This window comes from Streptomyces sp. NPDC053431 (assembly GCF_044544925.1).
In the GTDB taxonomy this organism is placed as follows: domain Bacteria; phylum Actinomycetota; class Actinomycetes; order Streptomycetales; family Streptomycetaceae; genus Streptomyces.
This window is the reverse complement of sequence record NZ_JBITXX010000006.1, coordinates 222,416-237,398: the sequence shown is the minus strand read 5'-3', so window position 1 is coordinate 237,398 and position 14,983 is coordinate 222,416. Positions and strand designations below refer to the sequence as shown.

At 74.2% G+C, this 14,983-nt stretch carries 15 protein-coding genes; 7 read left to right on the top strand and 8 right to left on the bottom strand.

Annotation, left to right across the window (positions count from 1 at the left end; genetic code table 11):
• The first annotated feature begins 55 nt into the window (after positions 1-55).
• Genes ACIGXE_RS17630 through ACIGXE_RS17620 form a run of 3 tightly spaced genes read left to right on the top strand, consistent with a single transcriptional unit; the run spans position 56 to position 1,925 of the window.
• Positions 56-1,246, top strand: coding sequence for a cytochrome P450 (locus ACIGXE_RS17630; protein WP_399748231.1), 1,191 nt, complete (start codon positions 56-58; stop codon positions 1,244-1,246).
• Positions 1,247-1,274: 28 nt separating this feature from the next.
• Positions 1,275-1,466, top strand: coding sequence for a ferredoxin (locus tag ACIGXE_RS17625; RefSeq protein ID WP_399748229.1), 192 nt, complete (start codon positions 1,275-1,277; stop codon positions 1,464-1,466).
• Positions 1,467-1,484: 18 nt separating this feature from the next.
• Complete coding sequence (locus tag ACIGXE_RS17620; protein ID WP_399748228.1) at positions 1,485-1,925, top strand: hypothetical protein; 441 nt, start codon at positions 1,485-1,487, stop codon at positions 1,923-1,925.
• A gap of 38 nt (positions 1,926-1,963) precedes the next feature.
• Here the strand turns inward: ACIGXE_RS17620 and ACIGXE_RS17615 are convergent, their stop codons facing one another.
• Positions 1,964-3,394: a M48 family metalloprotease gene (locus ACIGXE_RS17615; RefSeq protein ID WP_399748226.1), complete on the bottom strand. Its 1,431-nt coding sequence runs from the start codon at positions 3,392-3,394 to the stop codon at positions 1,964-1,966.
• A gap of 130 nt (positions 3,395-3,524) precedes the next feature.
• Between ACIGXE_RS17615 and ACIGXE_RS17610 the strand changes: the two genes are divergently transcribed.
• Together ACIGXE_RS17610 and ACIGXE_RS17605 are read left to right on the top strand one after the other, a co-directional pair.
• Complete coding sequence (locus ACIGXE_RS17610; RefSeq protein ID WP_399748224.1) at positions 3,525-3,896, top strand: PadR family transcriptional regulator; 372 nt, start codon at positions 3,525-3,527, stop codon at positions 3,894-3,896.
• On the top strand, positions 3,893-4,456 hold the full coding sequence (locus ACIGXE_RS17605) for an HAAS signaling domain-containing protein (protein ID WP_399748223.1): 564 nt from the start codon (positions 3,893-3,895) through the stop codon (positions 4,454-4,456). The genes ACIGXE_RS17610 and ACIGXE_RS17605 overlap by 4 nt, the downstream gene beginning before the upstream one ends.
• 137 nt (positions 4,457-4,593) lie before the next feature.
• On the opposite strand, the gene ACIGXE_RS17600 is transcribed toward ACIGXE_RS17605, so the two are convergent.
• The 4 genes from ACIGXE_RS17600 to ACIGXE_RS17585 all read right to left on the bottom strand — a co-directional run bounded on the left by ACIGXE_RS17600 (position 4,594) and on the right by ACIGXE_RS17585 (position 9,151).
• Complete coding sequence (locus ACIGXE_RS17600) at positions 4,594-6,390, bottom strand: S8 family serine peptidase (protein WP_399748221.1); 1,797 nt, start codon at positions 6,388-6,390, stop codon at positions 4,594-4,596.
• A gap of 315 nt (positions 6,391-6,705) precedes the next feature.
• Positions 6,706-7,152, bottom strand: coding sequence for a hypothetical protein (locus ACIGXE_RS17595; RefSeq protein ID WP_399748219.1), 447 nt, complete (start codon positions 7,150-7,152; stop codon positions 6,706-6,708).
• 229 nt (positions 7,153-7,381) lie between these two features.
• Positions 7,382-8,029 (bottom strand): hypothetical protein, encoded by a 648-nt coding sequence (locus tag ACIGXE_RS17590; protein ID WP_399748217.1) that lies wholly within the window; start codon positions 8,027-8,029, stop codon positions 7,382-7,384.
• A gap of 111 nt (positions 8,030-8,140) precedes the next feature.
• A complete protein-coding gene (locus ACIGXE_RS17585) occupies positions 8,141-9,151 on the bottom strand; it encodes a LysR family transcriptional regulator (RefSeq protein ID WP_399748215.1) in 1,011 nt (336 codons plus the stop codon).
• A gap of 120 nt (positions 9,152-9,271) precedes the next feature.
• On the opposite strand from ACIGXE_RS17585, the gene ACIGXE_RS17580 reads away from it, so the two are divergent.
• Positions 9,272-10,558 carry an MFS transporter gene (locus tag ACIGXE_RS17580; protein WP_399748213.1) on the top strand — a complete coding sequence of 429 codons (1,287 nt, stop codon included), beginning with the start codon at positions 9,272-9,274 and terminating at the stop codon, positions 10,556-10,558.
• Positions 10,559-10,740: 182 nt separating this feature from the next.
• On the opposite strand, the gene ACIGXE_RS17575 is transcribed toward ACIGXE_RS17580, so the two are convergent.
• Complete coding sequence (locus ACIGXE_RS17575) at positions 10,741-11,646, bottom strand: dihydrodipicolinate synthase family protein (protein ID WP_399748211.1); 906 nt, start codon at positions 11,644-11,646, stop codon at positions 10,741-10,743.
• A 464-nt stretch (positions 11,647-12,110) separates the two neighbouring features.
• The gene (locus tag ACIGXE_RS17570; protein WP_399748209.1) at positions 12,111-12,635 is read right to left on the bottom strand and encodes a GNAT family N-acetyltransferase; all 525 of its coding nucleotides are present in this window, start codon (positions 12,633-12,635) and stop codon (positions 12,111-12,113) included.
• A gap of 91 nt (positions 12,636-12,726) precedes the next feature.
• On the opposite strand from ACIGXE_RS17570, the gene ACIGXE_RS17565 reads away from it, so the two are divergent.
• Positions 12,727-13,563 carry a methyltransferase domain-containing protein gene (locus ACIGXE_RS17565; protein ID WP_399748207.1) on the top strand — a complete coding sequence of 279 codons (837 nt, stop codon included), beginning with the start codon at positions 12,727-12,729 and terminating at the stop codon, positions 13,561-13,563.
• Between the two features lie 125 nt (positions 13,564-13,688).
• On the opposite strand, the gene ACIGXE_RS17560 is transcribed toward ACIGXE_RS17565, so the two are convergent.
• On the bottom strand, positions 13,689-14,702 hold the full coding sequence (locus tag ACIGXE_RS17560) for a phosphotransferase (protein ID WP_399748205.1): 1,014 nt from the start codon (positions 14,700-14,702) through the stop codon (positions 13,689-13,691).
• Positions 14,703-14,983 lie beyond the last annotated feature (281 nt).

Genomic DNA, 14,983 nt, shown 5'->3' with positions numbered 1-14,983 from the left:
GACGGCGTGCACGCCAGACCACCAGAACCGACGATCCGCCGTCTGCGAGGTCCGCATGACCGAAGCCGTGGCCTTTCCCCAGAGCCGATCCTGCCCCTACCACCCGCCGACCGCCTACGACTCCCTGCGCGAGGACCGCCCACTGGCCCGGGTCACCCTCTGGGACGGGCGGGAGGTGTGGTTCGTCACCGGACACCAGGCCGCCCGCACGCTGCTGGCGGACCAGCGGCTGTCCACCGACTCCACACGACACGACTTCCCGCTCCCGACCGAGCGGGCCGCGGCCGTACGGCGCCGCCGGCGCGCCGCGCTGCTCGGGTGGGACGACCCCGAGCACAACGTCCAGCGCCGCATGCTGATCCCGAGCTTCTCGCTCAAGCGCACCGAGAGCCTGCGGCCGCGCATCCAGGCCACCGTGGACCGGCTGCTCGACGCGGTCGAGGCCGCCGGCCCGCCGGCCGAGCTGGTGAGCGCGTTCGCGCTGCCGGTGCCGTCGATCGTCATCTGCGACCTGCTCGGAGTGCCGTACGAGGACCACGACTTCTTCGAGGAGCAGTCCCGGCGGCTGCTGCGCGGGCCCACGGCCGAGGACACCGAGGACGCGCTCGCCCGGCTGGAGGGCTACCTCGGCGATCTCGTCGACCTCAAGCGGCGAAAGCCCGGGGAGGGTGTCCTCGACGACCTCGTGGCACGGGGGCTCCAGGACGGCGGGCCCGACCGCCAGGAGCTGGTGCAACTGGCGTCGATCCTGCTGGTCGCGGGGCACGAGACCACCGCCAACATGATCTCCCTCGGTACGTACACGCTGCTGCGCCACCCCGAACGCCTGGCGGAGCTGCGGGCCGACCCGGCGCTCGTGCCCGCGGCCGTGGAGGAGCTGCTGCGGTTCCTGTCGATCGCCGACGGCATGTTGCGCGTGGCGCGCGAGGACGTGCCGGTGGGCGACACGGTGATCCGCGCGGGCGAGGGCGTGGTGTTCTCCACCTCCGTCATCAACCGCGACGACGCCGTCTACCCCGAACCGGACTCCCTGGACTGGGCCCGGTCCGCACGGCACCACCTGGCGTTCGGCTTCGGCATCCACCAGTGCCTGGGGCAGAACCTGGCCCGCGCGGAGCTGGAGATCGCCCTCGGGACGCTGCTCCGGCGGCTTCCCGGCCTGCGGCTCGCCGCCCCCGCCGAGGAGATCCCCTTCAAGCCCGGCGACACGATCCAGGGAATGCTCGAACTGCCCGTCGCGTGGTGAGGAACCTCCGAGGAAAGGAAACCGGCCGATGCGCATCTCCATCGACGCGGACGTCTGTATCGGCGCCGGACAGTGCGCCCTGGTCTCCCCCGCCGTCTTCACCCAGGACGACGACGGTTTCAGCACCCTGGTCCCGGGCCACGAGGACCACGCGGGCGGTCCCCTGGTCCGCGAGGCCGCCCGCGCCTGCCCCGTACAGGCGATCACGGTCCGGGAGTAGGTGTGCCACCATCGGCGCATGTTCGAGGTACTGCCAGGGGCCGGACTGAGGTTGCCGCGGGGCGCGGGGGTGCTGAGGTTCGGCATGTCCGCGCGGGCCGCCCGGTGGGCCGTCGCGGCGCTGGCCGACGTACGGGAGACCTGGGTCTGCCAGACCGGCTGGGCGTTCACGGCCTCGTACGAAGGCCTTGAACTGTTCCTGTACGGCGACGTCGTCGACCGCTACGGCCGCGCCGACCACGACCGGCACGGCCTCGCGTCGGTCACCCTGCGCCGGTGCGTCGCACCGCCGACGGAACCCTCCGCCGTGCCGGTGGTGTTCCAGGGCGTCGACGTCTTCGGATACCCGGAGGCCGAGGTGCTGGACGTGCTGACGGCGGTCCCGCACCCGTCGGTGACGCTGCCACGGGCGGCGTCACCGACCGGCTATCTGCCGGAGGTACGGCTGGAAGCCGTGTGAGACCCGCGGCCGCGGCCGTACCGGCGGGTCCGGGGGCCTCAGGCGAGGTGGCCGTCGCGCAGGACCTCGCGCGCCACCGTCCTGGCCGGCTCCGCCAACTCGGCGTCCACGGCGACGGAGCGTGCGGCGTCGAGGACGACGCCGGCCGGACGGTGCTCGCCGCGGGAGACGAGGCGGCGGCGCAGGTGGGTCGGCGGGTGGGTGGCGTCGACGCTGTGGCCGCGCAGTTCGGCGACCCGGCGCAGACGCTCGTACTCCCGCTCCGGAACGGCCGCGACGTGGGCCGCGACCCGATCCCACAGGCCCTCGGCCGGGTCCTCGCGGCGGGCCGTCCGGCCGATCCGGGTGCGGGCGGCGACGGTCTCGCGCTGGAGCACGGTCTCGGCGCTGCCGGTGACGAGGAGCCGGTCCAGGAGGCCGGCCGCCCCGTCCACGCCGGCGGCGCGGGCCGCGGACGCGTCCGCGAGGTACTCGGCCCGCTGGGAGACGCGCAGGGTCGCCTGGTCGAGCAGCAGGATCATGCCGTGCACGGCGAGCCGCGGAAGGGCCGTGAGCAGGTTGGCGAGCTGGTCCATGAGCGTGTCGCCGCGGTTCGGGGCGAGCATGTACTGCCAGGTGCCGAGGGACCGCAGCGCGCTGCCGACCAGGACGCCGTGGCGGGTGTCCCCGTGGGCGTAGTGGCCGAACTCGTGGCCCAGCAGGGCGACCCGCTCCTGCCGGTCCAGGACGGCCCACAGGCTGAGGCCGAGCCCGAGGGCGCGGCGCTGCCGGAGGCCGTACGTGCGGACGGAGGCGTTCGCGTCCGCGTCGAGGAGCACGACGTCGACGCCCCGCGTCCCGACGGCGCCGGCGACCTCGTCGAGGAGGGCGAAGAGCTGGGGGGCGTCGGAGCGTTCGAGCACCGGGGCGCCGTTCCGGATCTTGGCGAGGCTGCCGAACCGGGGCCGCAGGGTGAAGGCGAGCGCGAGGAGCAGGGCGCCCAGTGCGGGCTGGAAACCCTCGCCCCAGCCCCCGACGAGCAGCTGGAGACCCAGTACCACCAGTGCCACGGTGATGCCGTGGACGAAGAGGGCCAGGGCGGTCGCGAGCAGGCCCGGGGCGCCCGCCGATCCGGACGGGGAGGCCGGGAGGGAGCCGGCGGCCGTGGCCGGGTCGCGCCCGAGGTCGGCGAAGAGCTGCTCGCCGTACCGGTGCGCCAGGGTCCGCCGCAGCCGGTCGATCCGGCTGCCGCCGGACCCGGGCCCGCGGCCGCCGGGGTCGGCGTTCCAGCCGCATTCGGCGCACCAGACGACGAACCTGCTGTCGACGGGTATCCGCTCCCCACACGCGGGACAGTCCTGCTCCGCGGCCTCCCCCGGCCCCGCGGTCTCCCCCGGCTCCGCCGCCCGTCCCGGCGCCCCGTCCTGCCCGTCTCCGTCGGTTCCGCCGGTTCTGTCGCTTCCGCCGACTGCTTCGACCGTTCCTGTCATCCCCACCCCTGAGTGCGTGCGTGTTGCAGGCCGCACCCTATGACCTGGCAGGAGTGTGCCGCACGCGGGATTCCGCGGGGCCGCGGGCCGCACTTGCCGGGCACCGCCCGGCGCGGCTATCTTGCATTGCATGGTTCCTGGTGAAGCAATGAACGAGGCAGGGGGCAGGGTCCCCAGCCAGCTCCGCAAGGGCGTCCTGGAGCACTGCGTTCTGGCGCTGCTCAGGGACGGGCCGCGATACGGCGTGGAACTCCTCGCCGAACTGGCCTCGGTCAGCGTGATGACCACCAGTCAGGGCACGATCTATCCGCTGCTGTCACGGCTGCGCCGGGAAGGGCTCGTCGACACCGAGCTCCGCGAGTCCCCGAGCGGGCCGCCGCGCCGCTACTACACGCTGACCGCCGTCGGCCGGGCGGCGCTGGCCGAGTTCACCCGGGCGTGGCCGCTGTTCCGGGACGCCGTCGACCACTTTCTCAACGATCCACAGGGGGAAACCGCATGAACGCCATCGACCACCCGCTCGTCGCCGCCTATCTCGACGCCGTGGCGCGCGAGACGGCCGAACTGCCCGCCGACCGCCGCGCCGAGCTGCTGGCCGACCTGCGCGAGCACATCGAGGTGAGCGGCACGGACGACGAGCAGCGGATCCGCGAGGTCCTCGCCGAGCTCGGCGAGCCGCGTACCGTGGCCGCCTCCGCACTGGCCGAAGAGCCTCAGGCCGGCGGCACGCCCGCCTCCCCGGCACCGGTCCGGCCGGGGCGCGCCCGCCTGACCGTGGGCCTGCTCGGCGTGGCGGGTCTGCTCGCCCTGCTCAACCCGCTCGCCGGCGGTGTGGCCCTGCTCGCGGGCCTGGCCCTGCTGTGGACGTCCCCGTACTGGGACAACCGTCACAAGCTCATCGGCACGGCCACCGCCGCCGGGGTCCCCGTGCTCCTGCTCCTCGCCGCCGTGCTCCTGGCCGCGACGCGCCTCGGCCCGACGGAACTTCTCGTCGTCGTGGCCGTGTCCGTCGCCGTCCCCGCCTTCGGTGCGATCACCCTGCTGCGCGCGCTGCGCCGCTGACGACGCGCACCGACGAGGAGAGGGACCTGGAAAACGTGCCGAGCCCCCGGGAGAGAACTCCCGGGGGCTCGGTACGTACGGGCTGCGCCGGCTGGGCGGGCTGGTCCGCCGGGGCCGGCGGTCGGCCTGCCGTCAGGCTAGAAGGTGAGGTTCCAGGCGTCGATGCGGCCCGTGTCCTGGGACGCGACGTCCTGGACGCGGAGCTTCCAGGTGCCGTTGGCGATCTCGGAGGAGGCGTTGACCGTGTACGTCTTCAGGACGTCGTCACCGCTGTCGCTGTTGACGAAGTCCTCCAGCGGGTACACGGTGCCGTCCGGGGCGACGAGCGAGAGCACCAGGTCGCCGCGGTAGGTGTGCTTGATGTCGACGCCGACCTTGAGGGTGGCCGGGGCGTTGCCGGTGACGCCGGAGACCGTGATCGGGCTCTCGACGGTCGCGTTGTCGGCGATGGCGACGTCGGTCAGGTTCTCGAAGTACGGGCCGGTGGGCGGCTGGGTCGTACCGCTGACGGCCTTCAGGGCGTCGACCTGACCCTCGCCGAAGAAGCCGTTCTTGGTCGCGGTGCCCGTGCAGCGGCTGTCGGACGGGCAGGCCTTGTCGGTGGCCTGGGTGCCGAGCGCGGCGCGGATGTCGGCCGGCGTGTAGGTCGGGTTCGCGCTCGCGATCAGCGCGGCGACGCCGGTGACGTGCGGGGAGGCCATCGACGTACCGCTCATCGAGCCGTACTTGCCGCCCGGCAGCGTGGAGTAGACGCCGGTGGCGCCGTCACCGCCGGGGGCGGTGACGTCGATGACGCCGTTGCCGAAGTTGGAGTACGAGGCCTTCGCGCCGCCGCTGGCCTGCGCGGACACCGTTACGACGCCCGGCAGCTCGGTCGGGATGTCGATGCAGGCGTTGGTGATGGTGCGGGTGGTCGGCGTGGAGTCGTTGGGGCTCTCGGAGTCCGTCGTCTTGTTCGCCAGGTCGTAGTTGGAGTTACCGGCGGCGGCGACCTGCAGGGAGCCCTTCGACTCGGCGTACGCCTGGGCGCGGCGGACGCCCTCGATGATGGCGGCCTGGTCGATGTTGTCCGGGCAGTTGAACTGCCACGGGTCGGTGTAATAGCTGTTGTTGGTGACCTTGAAGCCGTGGTCGCCCGCCCACATGAAGCCGCAGACGGTGTTCTCGGCGAAGAACAGGCTGCTGGTGGGCTCGGCGATGCGCACGGAGGAGATCTTCACGCCGGGCGCGACACCGATGACGCCCTTGCCGTTCTTCGCGGCGGCGATGGTGCCGGCCACGTGGGTGCCGTGGCTGCCGACGTCGCGCCAGGCGCCGGCGCGGGTGTCCGCCTTGCCGTAGGCGCAGGAGACGGAGTCGGCGGCGTTGAAGTTGGGGGCGATGTCCTGGTGCTGGTCGTCGACGCCGGTGTCCAGGACGCCGACCTTGACCGTGGCCGAGCCGGTGCTGACGGCCCAGGCCTGGTCGGCCTTGATCTGGGTCATGTCCCAGCGGTTGGACTCGGTCAGCGTGGTGGTCGCCTGCGTCGGGTTGGCCGGCAGCGCCGGGTTGTACGCGTCGGCGGGGACGTCGGAGGTGCGGGTCGCACCGACCTGCTGGACGCCGGCGACGCCGCGCATCGTGGCGGCGAAGGAGGCGGAGGTCGAGTGGGCGACGACGACGCCGATGGCGTCGTAGGAGGCGAAGACGGTCCCGCCGTTCGAGGCGACGGCCGTACGGACCGCGGTGGTGTCACCGGGCGTCGTGATCACCAGGTAAGCGCGCGTACCGGCGGCCCAGGCGCCGGCGAGGGCGGGCGCGGTGCGGGCCGACGTGGCGGCCGGGGCCGTCTGGGCCGGAGCCTTGGCCCGGGACAGGTCGCGAGCCTGGGGCTCGACCGTGGCCTGGGCGGGGGCGGCGATGGCGACGGTGGCGCCGACGACGGCGGCGGCCACGACCGGGAGTCTCAGCCGACTCGATATGTGGGAAAACAATGCGTCCTCCGAGGGCCCGGAGGTGCTGGTGGCACCGGCCGGGCCGTGTGTTGTGTGGGGTGGACGCAAGATCCCAGGCGGCCGGGACCGGAGGGAAGGATTCTGCCCGCCATATCCCTTTCCGTTACCCATTGTTGATCTGACGGCACGCCAAGTCGGGGACGAAGGAGTGCAGTCACGACATTCCGCGAAAGGTGCCGATGGCCCGGCGTACGGCGCGTCGGCGTCGGCCGAAGAAGGGGCCGGGTCCCGGCGGAAGGGCGTTTCCGGCCGTCCTCACTCTCCCGTGAGGCACGCGTGGCACAGGCAGCGGTCCGGGTGGGGGCTGTGCGGCGACAGCTCGGCGCGGTACTGCTGGGCGTACCGCTCCAGCGTCTCGGAGATGGTCAGCGCCTCGTCCGGGCCCAACTCGCGGCGGTTCCCCACGTCGTTCAGCCGGGCCAGCACCCGGGGTGTGTGCACGAGCTTGGGGCGGAAGCCGTGCAGATGGCGGGTCGCGGTGTCGATGACGATCCAGCGACCGGTGTGCCGCTCGCGGCCGATCACGGTGAGCCGGTCACCGCCGGGGCCCCAGTGCACACGCGCCACGTACACCTTCGCGCCGCCCTTGAAGCTCCTCGTCCCGGGGAACAGTTGCTGTCCCCCGGCGCCGCGCCGACGCCAGGCGACGACGTTCGCCGCCACCATCCAGACGGGCTCCGGCCCGTTGTCCGTTTCCTTCAATCGCCTCCCCCTCCCTCTTCATACCGCTCACAGGCCTTCGTGCCGCTCAGACCTCGGGCCGCCCGAGCCCCCGGCACCGGCACCGGCACCGGCACCGGCACCGGCCGAGAATCGCAGGGGCCCGGTCCGAGCGGCAACCGCATAAACGCACTGCGCCCCTCCCTCACCCGCGAAGAGCCGACGGCCCGGCCCCCTTTCCCGCCGGGGCCGGGCCGTCGGCTCCTCCCGTTCACGCCTTGGCGGCGCAGATCACGTCGTACGGCCTGCCGATGGCGAGCGTCAGGCGCATGGGCTCGGTGGTGCCGGAGGGGCACTCCTTCTCGGTCTTCACCAGGCCGAGGACCTTGTACCCGCTGCCCGCGGCCTGGGCGCAGGGCACCTCCTGGGCGGTGTCGGTCACGCAGTCGCCCTTGACGAGCTGTCCGCCGCCCGCGCCCGCGTCGCCGGGGTGGGCGCCCGAGAGGTTGCGGCCGCAGACGGTCTTGCTGGGGATGCCGCCGCTCTTGTCGCCGCCGGACCCGAAGGAGATCTTGACCTGAATGATGAGGTCGGTGCCGGCGGGGCACTGGATGGCGTCGGGCAGGATGCTGGCCTCCATCACGGCGAGCGCCTTGAAGGTGGCGCCGGATTCGCCGCAGTCCACCGCCCGGTAGCCGTCGGGGGCGTCGTCGGGGTCGGGGCCGCCGCAGTCGCCGACGTTCCAGGAACTCGTCTTGTCACCGCCGGAGGACGAGGAGGAGGACGAGGAGGAGTTCTTGTCGTCGAAGTACTTGGACGCGCCGTAGGCGAGGCCGAGGATGACGACGAGGACCAGCAGGCTCGAGAGACAGCCTCCCTTCCTCCGGCCCGGGGGCGGGGTGGTGCCGTGGGTGGCCATGGTGCGTGCTCCTCCTCGTCGGGGACGGGTCCTGTCCGCGGACCCGGCAGAGCCTCGTGGGGACGGGGGCGCGCCGGTGACCGCTGCACCGGACGCACGCACAGGGACGCGCTATGTACATGTCATGGTTCCGGGCGGCCCCTCGTCTCGACCGCGCCCGTCCGGCACCGGATCCCCCTGTTCCGGCGCCCATGCGCGCGCCCAGGCCGGCGCCCAGGTCGCGCCGCCGGGGCGCTCGTCGGCCGTGGCGGCCAGGTGGGAGCGGAGTGCGGCGAGCGCGGGGTGGGGGTTGTCCCGGTGCCGGAGCAGGGCGTGCGGGTACACGGGCGTCGGGTCGACGACGGGGATGCGGCGCAGGTCGTGGCCGGTGGGCCAGACGAGCCGGGTCTGCGCGCCGACGAGGGTCGCGACGGCGGGGGCGTCGGCGATGACGTCGAGGAGCGCGTCGATGCCGAAGTCGGGACCCGTGGACTCGATGGTGAGCCCGAAGGCGGCGGCGAGGTCCTCGTAGTACGCGGCCCATTCCGTGCCCGGGACGATGCCCGGGATCCAGATCCGGTGCCCGACGAGCCGGTCGGGGGTCAGCGCGGCAGCGCCGGCCAGGGCGTGGGCGGGGCCGGTCAGGAGGTCGTGCGTCTCGTCGAACACCCGCTCCGCCAGGATGCCGTCGGGCAGGGGGTGGCCGGGAGCGGGGGCGGCGCGGAAGGACGCGTCGATGGTGCCGGCCTGGAGGGCGGCGAGCGCCTCGGCGGCGTCGAAGAGGTGGACGACGTCGAGTTCGGTGCCGGGGTGGGCCCGGTGGAAGTCCCGTAGCAGCGCGGAGGGGGCGAGACGGGAGCCGATGACGTCGACACGCAGCGCGCGCCGCCCGGGGCGTACGGAGGCGACGGCACGCTCGGCCGCGACCAGGAGGGCGCGGGCGTGCGGCAGGAACGCCTGCCCGTCGAGGGTGAGGCGGGCCCCGCGCGGGGTGCGGGTGAAGAGGCGTACGCCGAGGTCCTTCTCCAGGGCGGCGATGCGCTTGGAGACGGCCTGCTGGGTGATCGACAGTTCGGCGGCCGCGAGGTGGAAGCTTCCCGCGTCGGCGGTGGTGACGAGGGTGCGCACGGCGTCGAGATCCATGCGGCCCACCCTAGGGACACAACCAGTGGTTGTGAGGTCACTTCGTCCGGGTTGTTTGACCTGCGGCTCCTCCGGCCGCTTTGATTCCGCGGGTCAACGATCGGTGGGAGGTACGGGCAGGTGGCGCTGGGGCGACGGTTCGGGCTGCTGTGGGCGGCGTACGGGGTGAGCGCGTTCGGTTCGTCGCTCGCCTTCAACGCGTTGCCGCTGCTCGCGATCCGCGAACTGCACGCCGGGCCGACCCAGGTGGCGGCGCTGGCCTCGGTCGGTGCCGCGGTGGGCGCGGCGCTGGCGGTGCCGCTCGGGCCGTGGACGGAGTTCCGCCGCAAGCGGCCGGTGATGATCGCGATGGACCTGGTGCGGTGTCTGGCCCTGCTGAGCGTCCCGGCCGCGTACGCGCTCGGCCTGCTCGGCTTCGCCCAGCTCCTGGTGGTCTCGGTGGTCGTGGCCGCGGCGGGCATCACGTTCGGAGCGGCCTCGGGCGCGTACCTGAAGTGGCTGGTCGAGCCGGACGATCTGCTCGCGGCCAACAGTCGCTTCGAGGGCACCACCTGGACGTCGGTCCTGATGGGACCGCCGCTGGGCGGTGTGCTGGTGGGGGTGCTCGGCCCGGTGGCGACGGTGACGGCGGACGCGGTCAGCTACCTCCTGTCGGCGCTGGGCATCCGCGCGATCGGCGCACGCGAACCGCTTCCCGTACGGAAGTCCGCGCCCGCGCCCGTACGGGAAGGACGGCCGGCTCCCGTAGGCGGCGCGCCGCGGCGGTCACGCACCCGGGAGCTGACGGAGGGATGGCGGTACATCCTGGGCGATGCCGTGCTGCGACCGCTGTTCTTCCACACGGTCCTCGTGAACGCGCTGATCCTCGCCCCGGAGCCGCTGCTCGCCGTGCTGCTCCTGGACCGGCTCGGCTTCGCGCCCTGGCAGTACGGACTCGCCTTCGCGCTCCCGTGCGCCGGCGGTCTGCTCGGCTCACGGCTCGCCCGGCCGCTGGCCGCCCGGTTCGGGGCGCGGCGGGTCATGCTGACGTGCGGAACGCTGCGGACGCTGTGGCCGGTCGGGCTGGCGTTCGTCGGACCCGGAGCGCCCGGGCTCGTGCTGGTGATGGTGCTCGAGTTCGGGCTCATCGCGTGCACCGGCGTGTTCAACCCGCTGTTCGCGACCCAGCGGCTCGAACGAACCCCGCAGGACCGCACGGCCCGCACGCTGTCGGCGTGGACGGTCAGCGGCCGGACCGCCATCGCGGCCTTCACCGCGCTCTGGGGCCTGCTCGCCGCGACGGCGGGCCCCCGCGCCGCGATCGCGGCCGCCGGCGCCCTGCTGCTCGCGACCCCGCTGCTGCTCCCGTGGCGCGACGCGGACGCCGCACCGGCGCGGGACGGGGCGGCCCAGGCCTCGGTCTCCTGACCCTGAGCTGCCCCTGAGCGAGACTCCGTACCCGACGACCGGCGACCGGTGACGGGCGACCGGTGACGGGCTACGGACTACGGACGACGAGCGGCCGGGGGCCGCGAATCCGCGGACCGCGGATTCGCGGCCGAGTTACCCGAGGTCGCCTGAAGTCGCCCGAGGTCGCCCGGCTCACGCCTCTACGGCAGCGCCTCCACCGCGGCCAGTTCCTTCAGGGCCGCTGCCCTCGACTCCTCCGAGGCCGGGAGGAGCGGCAGCCGGACGTCCGGGGTGGGGATGCGACCCTGGGCGTGGAGGACGGCCTTGACGACCGTCGGGTTGGGTTCGGCGAAGAGGTGGGTGGAGAGGCGGGCGAGGTGGTGGCCGAGGGTGCGGGCGCGGGTGGCGTCGCCTCTGTGCCAGGCGTCGACGAGGGCGGCGAAGCGGGCGGTGGCCAGGTGCGCGGAGGCGAGGATGCCGCCGGTCGCGCCGAGGGCGAGGAGGGGTGAGGCGAAGGCGTCGTCGCCGGCCAGGACGGCGAAGCCGGGCGGCAGGTCGCCGAGGAGGTCGATGGTGTCCTGGTCGACGCCCCCCACGGCGTGCTTGACGCCGATGACGCCCGGGACGGCGGCGAGGGCCCGCAGGGTGGCGGCGTCGAGCGAGCGGCCCGTGCGGTACGGGATGTGGTAGACGATCAGCGGGACGGGGCTGTCGGCGGCCAGGCGCGCGAAGTGCGCGACCACGCCTTCCTGTGAGGGACGTACGAACGCGGGAACGGCCACCAGGGCCGCGCGGACCTCGGGCCGGCCGCCGAGCCCGGCGAGTTCGCGGGCGGCCGGGGCGGTGGCGCCGCCGCCCGCGCCGACGACGAGCTGCGCCTCGCGCTCCCGGCAGACGCGCGCGCAGGTGTCGACGACCGCGCGGCGCTCGTCGGGGTCGAGCGCGCCGGCCTCCCCGGTGGTGCCGAGGGCGACGAGCCCGGCCGCGCCGCCGTCGAGGGCGGCGTGGGCGAGGCCCTCCAGCGCGTCGAGGGCGAGGCGGCCGTCGCGCGCGAAGGGGGTGATGAGCGGTACGTGAATCCCGTACGGGGAGAAGTCCTGTGCCATGCGTCGAGACTGGTCGAGCCGAAGCCACAGGTCCAGTTCGCTTTTCCGATGTGAACCGTAAGCTGAGCTGATGCTCGACGTCCGACGTCTGCACCTGCTGCGCGAACCGGCCCTGCGCGGCACCATCGCCGCGGTCGCGGAGGCCGGACGCTGTGGACGAGTTCGCCACGGTCCTCGTCGTCGTCGGCGCCGGGCAAGGGGGCGCTGTCGCGCCGGACTTGGAGGCGACGCCCCTGCCGCTCGGCGCGTGCTGAAGCCGCTGCCGATCCGGCGCCGCGCCCGTGTCGCCTTCCGCGGGGGCGCCGGCCCGCACCCGGCGGTGCCGGCGCCGACCCGGGCCCTGAGGGATTCCGTACGGGGACGGCTCGGCGGCGCCTGAGCCGGCGTGACCGGCCGGCCGGCTGCCTGGCGCGCGGGGACGGGTGTCCCTCGACGTCCGTTGCGGGCGCCCTCGGAAGGCCGTTCTACGCCTCGCCGCCGCGCACGGACTTCTCCATGAGGGTGAACGACTTGGGGGCGCCGCCGGGCTGCGGCTTGCCCTCCTTGCGTCCGACGACCCGGTAACCGGCCCTGAGGTAGTAGGCGTTCAGGCGTTCATTGCCGGCCAGGCAGTCCAGGCGCACCAGCGAGCGGCCCGCCTCGGCCACGCGGCCCTCGGCGGCGCGCAGCAGCCGCCGCCCCGTTCCGGGCGGAACGCTGCCGTGATCCACCATCAGCCTGTGCACGTAGCCGGCCGTCGGCGGCTGCGGACCCCAGGCGTCCTCGTCCTCCCACCACAGCTCCCAGGCCCCGACCACGCGATCGGCGTCCTCCGCGAGCCACACCTCCCCGCTCTTCATGATCCGGCGGAAGTGATCCCCGCCCAGCTCACCCGGTCGCCATTGACCGGTGACGCCCTGGGCCAGCATCCAGCGAGCGGCGTCGTCGCGAAGACGCACGACAGCGTCGATGTCGGCGTCGTCGGCGAGACGGAAGCGTAGATCGTCCATGCCGTGATCTTCGCACGGCCGCGTCCGGGCTCGGGCGGTTGACGGCGACGGGCCGGACAGGCCGGACAGGCCGGGCGGTTAGGGTCGGCGGATGAACGCACCCGACCCACGCGCCACCGCCCCTTCCGGGACCGGCCCCGAGCACCCCGACTCCTTCGACACGGCCGTCGCCGCCTGGCAGGACTGGCAGGAGGCGCCCTGGGGGCGGCTGCGGTACGCCGTGGCGGAGGCCGTTCTGGCCCGACACCTCGCGGAGTCGGGCACCGGCCGCCCCCTGCGGGTGCTCGACCTCGGAGGTGGGGACGGCGGGGACGCGGTGCGGCTCGCGGCCCGCGGGCATCACGTGACCGTGGTCGACTACGCGCCGGCCATGTTGGAGACGGCCACGCGGCGCGCCGCGGCGGCCGGCCTGACGGACCGGATCACCTGCGTCGAGGCCGAAGTCTCCGCGCTGCCCGCCCAGTTGGCCAGCGGTGGCTTCGATGTCGTGCTGTGTCACGGCGTGCTGCCCTACACCCCGGACGCCACCGGTACGCTGCGCGTCGCGCTGGGGGCGCTGCGGCCGGGCGGGCTGCTGTCGGTGATCACCATGAACCGGCACTCGGAGGCGCTGCGCGCGGCCGTGCGGACGATGGATCCCGAGGCCGTCCGCGCGGCGCTGGACGCCGAGAGCGTGCACACCGACCTGTTCGACGCCGAACTGCGGCTGCATACCGCCGAGGAGCTCGGCGACACGCTCCGTACGCTCGGCTGCGCCGGGGTGCACCACTACGGGATCCGGGTGTTCTGCGACTACATCCCGGACGACGGCGTGAAGTTCGACCCCGAGTACTACGCCCGGTTGGAGCGGCTCGAGATCGAGACGGCCGGGCGGGCGCCGTACAAGCACACCGCCCGGCTGCTGCACCTCGTGACCACGAAGAGCTGACGCCCGGCAAGGGGCAGCGCGGCCACCTGAGAGGGCAGGACGGCTGCAGGGCCGGGGCGGGGGTCAGCAGGGCCGGGGCGGGGGTCAGCAGGGCCGGGACGGGGTCAGCAGGGCCGGGGCGGGGGTCAGAGCAGGTCGGGTTCGGCGAAGAGCTCCTCGATCCAGTACGCGCTCGCCTCGTGGCAGTCGTCGGCCGGCGTGCCGGGAAAGAGGCGGAACCACGAGACCGCGCGGCCGATGGCGGCGAGGCGGACGGCGAGGGTCGCTGCGCGGCGGAGTTCCGTGAGCGGGCGGCCGAGGTCGGTCCACGGCTCCAGGTAGGTGTCACGGACACCGGCCACGGCGTCCGGCCCGTAGCGCTCGCGGACGTCCCGCGCCGGGACGAGGAGGCTGGCGAAGGGGTGGCCCACGGCGGCGTCGCCCCAGTCGAAGAAGGTGAAGCCTCCGGTGCCGGGGGCGAGGACCTGGCCGTCGTGCAGGTCGCAGTGGTCGAGCGAGTCCGGAACGCCCACGGCGTCGAGCTCCGCGCACCAGTCGAGCAGCCGCGGCCGCCGGGCCCGCAGGGAGCCGCGGATGTCCGGGGCGAGGGTGGGATGGGTCTCGACGAGGCCGTCGAAGATCTCCGGCAGGTGCCGGGTCCGGGCGCTGGGCACGCCGAGGCCCGTCATCCGGTCCGCGTACGGGGTCAGGGCGCGCTGCATCCGCGCGTACTGCGCCACCGCCGCGAGCCAGTCCGCCGGTCCGGCGCCGCCCGCGTCGAGGACGTTCCTGAAGAGCGGCCCGCCGTCGGGCAGGAGGCACCAGCCGCGGTCGGCGTCCACGGCGAGCGGTGCGAGGACATGGTCGGGGACCCACTCGGCGAGCGCCCCGCCGAGTGCCGCCTCGAAGCCGGCGGCCGGCGCGCTCGCCTTGAACCACACGGCGTCGCGCTCACCCGCGCCGGTCCGGAAGCGCACCAGGATCGACCAGGGCCGTACCCGCGCCTCGCGGGGCCCGCTCACCGCCAGCCCGTGCCGGTCCAGCGCCTGCTCCGCCCAACCGAGAGCAGCCTCACGCCAGGCCGGCTCCTCCCAGGGGGTGACCGCGTCGGCGAACCGTCCGCGATCGACGGTCATCGGGGGCTCGGTCTCGGATCGCATCCGGCGATTGCACCACCGCGGGCGCCACGGACGCATCCGAATATGCCCGGCGGGGGGCGTGTCGGGGGGGGCCGGTCGGGCCGGGCTCACGGGCCTGGGCGCTCGGGCCGGGCTCACGGGCCTGGGCGCTCGGGCCGGGCTCACGGGCCTGGGCGCTCGGGCCGGGCTCACGGGCCTGGGCGCTCGGGCCGGACTCGCGGGCAGGGCGCTCGGCCCTGGGCTCGCGGGCGGGGCGCTTGGGCGCCCGGGGCACGCGAAACGCGGGGCGGGGCTGTCCTGCC

What these genes read in the sequence shown, in the direction of transcription:
- ACIGXE_RS17630 (WP_399748231.1), top strand. Translation starts at nt 56, where the DNA reads ATGACCGAAGCCGTGGCCTTTCCCCAGAGCCGATCCTGCCCCTACCAC.
- ACIGXE_RS17625 (WP_399748229.1), top strand. Translation starts at nt 1,275, where the DNA reads ATGCGCATCTCCATCGACGCGGACGTCTGTATCGGCGCCGGACAGTGC.
- ACIGXE_RS17620 (WP_399748228.1), top strand. Translation starts at nt 1,485, where the DNA reads ATGTTCGAGGTACTGCCAGGGGCCGGACTGAGGTTGCCGCGGGGCGCG.
- ACIGXE_RS17615 (WP_399748226.1), bottom strand. Translation starts at nt 3,394, where the DNA reads ATGACAGGAACGGTCGAAGCAGTCGGCGGAAGCGACAGAACCGGCGGA.
- ACIGXE_RS17610 (WP_399748224.1), top strand. Translation starts at nt 3,525, where the DNA reads ATGGTTCCTGGTGAAGCAATGAACGAGGCAGGGGGCAGGGTCCCCAGC.
- ACIGXE_RS17605 (WP_399748223.1), top strand. Translation starts at nt 3,893, where the DNA reads ATGAACGCCATCGACCACCCGCTCGTCGCCGCCTATCTCGACGCCGTG.
- ACIGXE_RS17590 (WP_399748217.1), bottom strand. Translation starts at nt 8,029, where the DNA reads ATGGCCACCCACGGCACCACCCCGCCCCCGGGCCGGAGGAAGGGAGGC.
- ACIGXE_RS17585 (WP_399748215.1), bottom strand. Translation starts at nt 9,151, where the DNA reads ATGGATCTCGACGCCGTGCGCACCCTCGTCACCACCGCCGACGCGGGA.
- ACIGXE_RS17575 (WP_399748211.1), bottom strand. Translation starts at nt 11,646, where the DNA reads ATGGCACAGGACTTCTCCCCGTACGGGATTCACGTACCGCTCATCACC.
- ACIGXE_RS17570 (WP_399748209.1), bottom strand. Translation starts at nt 12,635, where the DNA reads ATGGACGATCTACGCTTCCGTCTCGCCGACGACGCCGACATCGACGCT.
- ACIGXE_RS17565 (WP_399748207.1), top strand. Translation starts at nt 12,727, where the DNA reads ATGAACGCACCCGACCCACGCGCCACCGCCCCTTCCGGGACCGGCCCC.
- ACIGXE_RS17560 (WP_399748205.1), bottom strand. Translation starts at nt 14,702, where the DNA reads ATGCGATCCGAGACCGAGCCCCCGATGACCGTCGATCGCGGACGGTTC.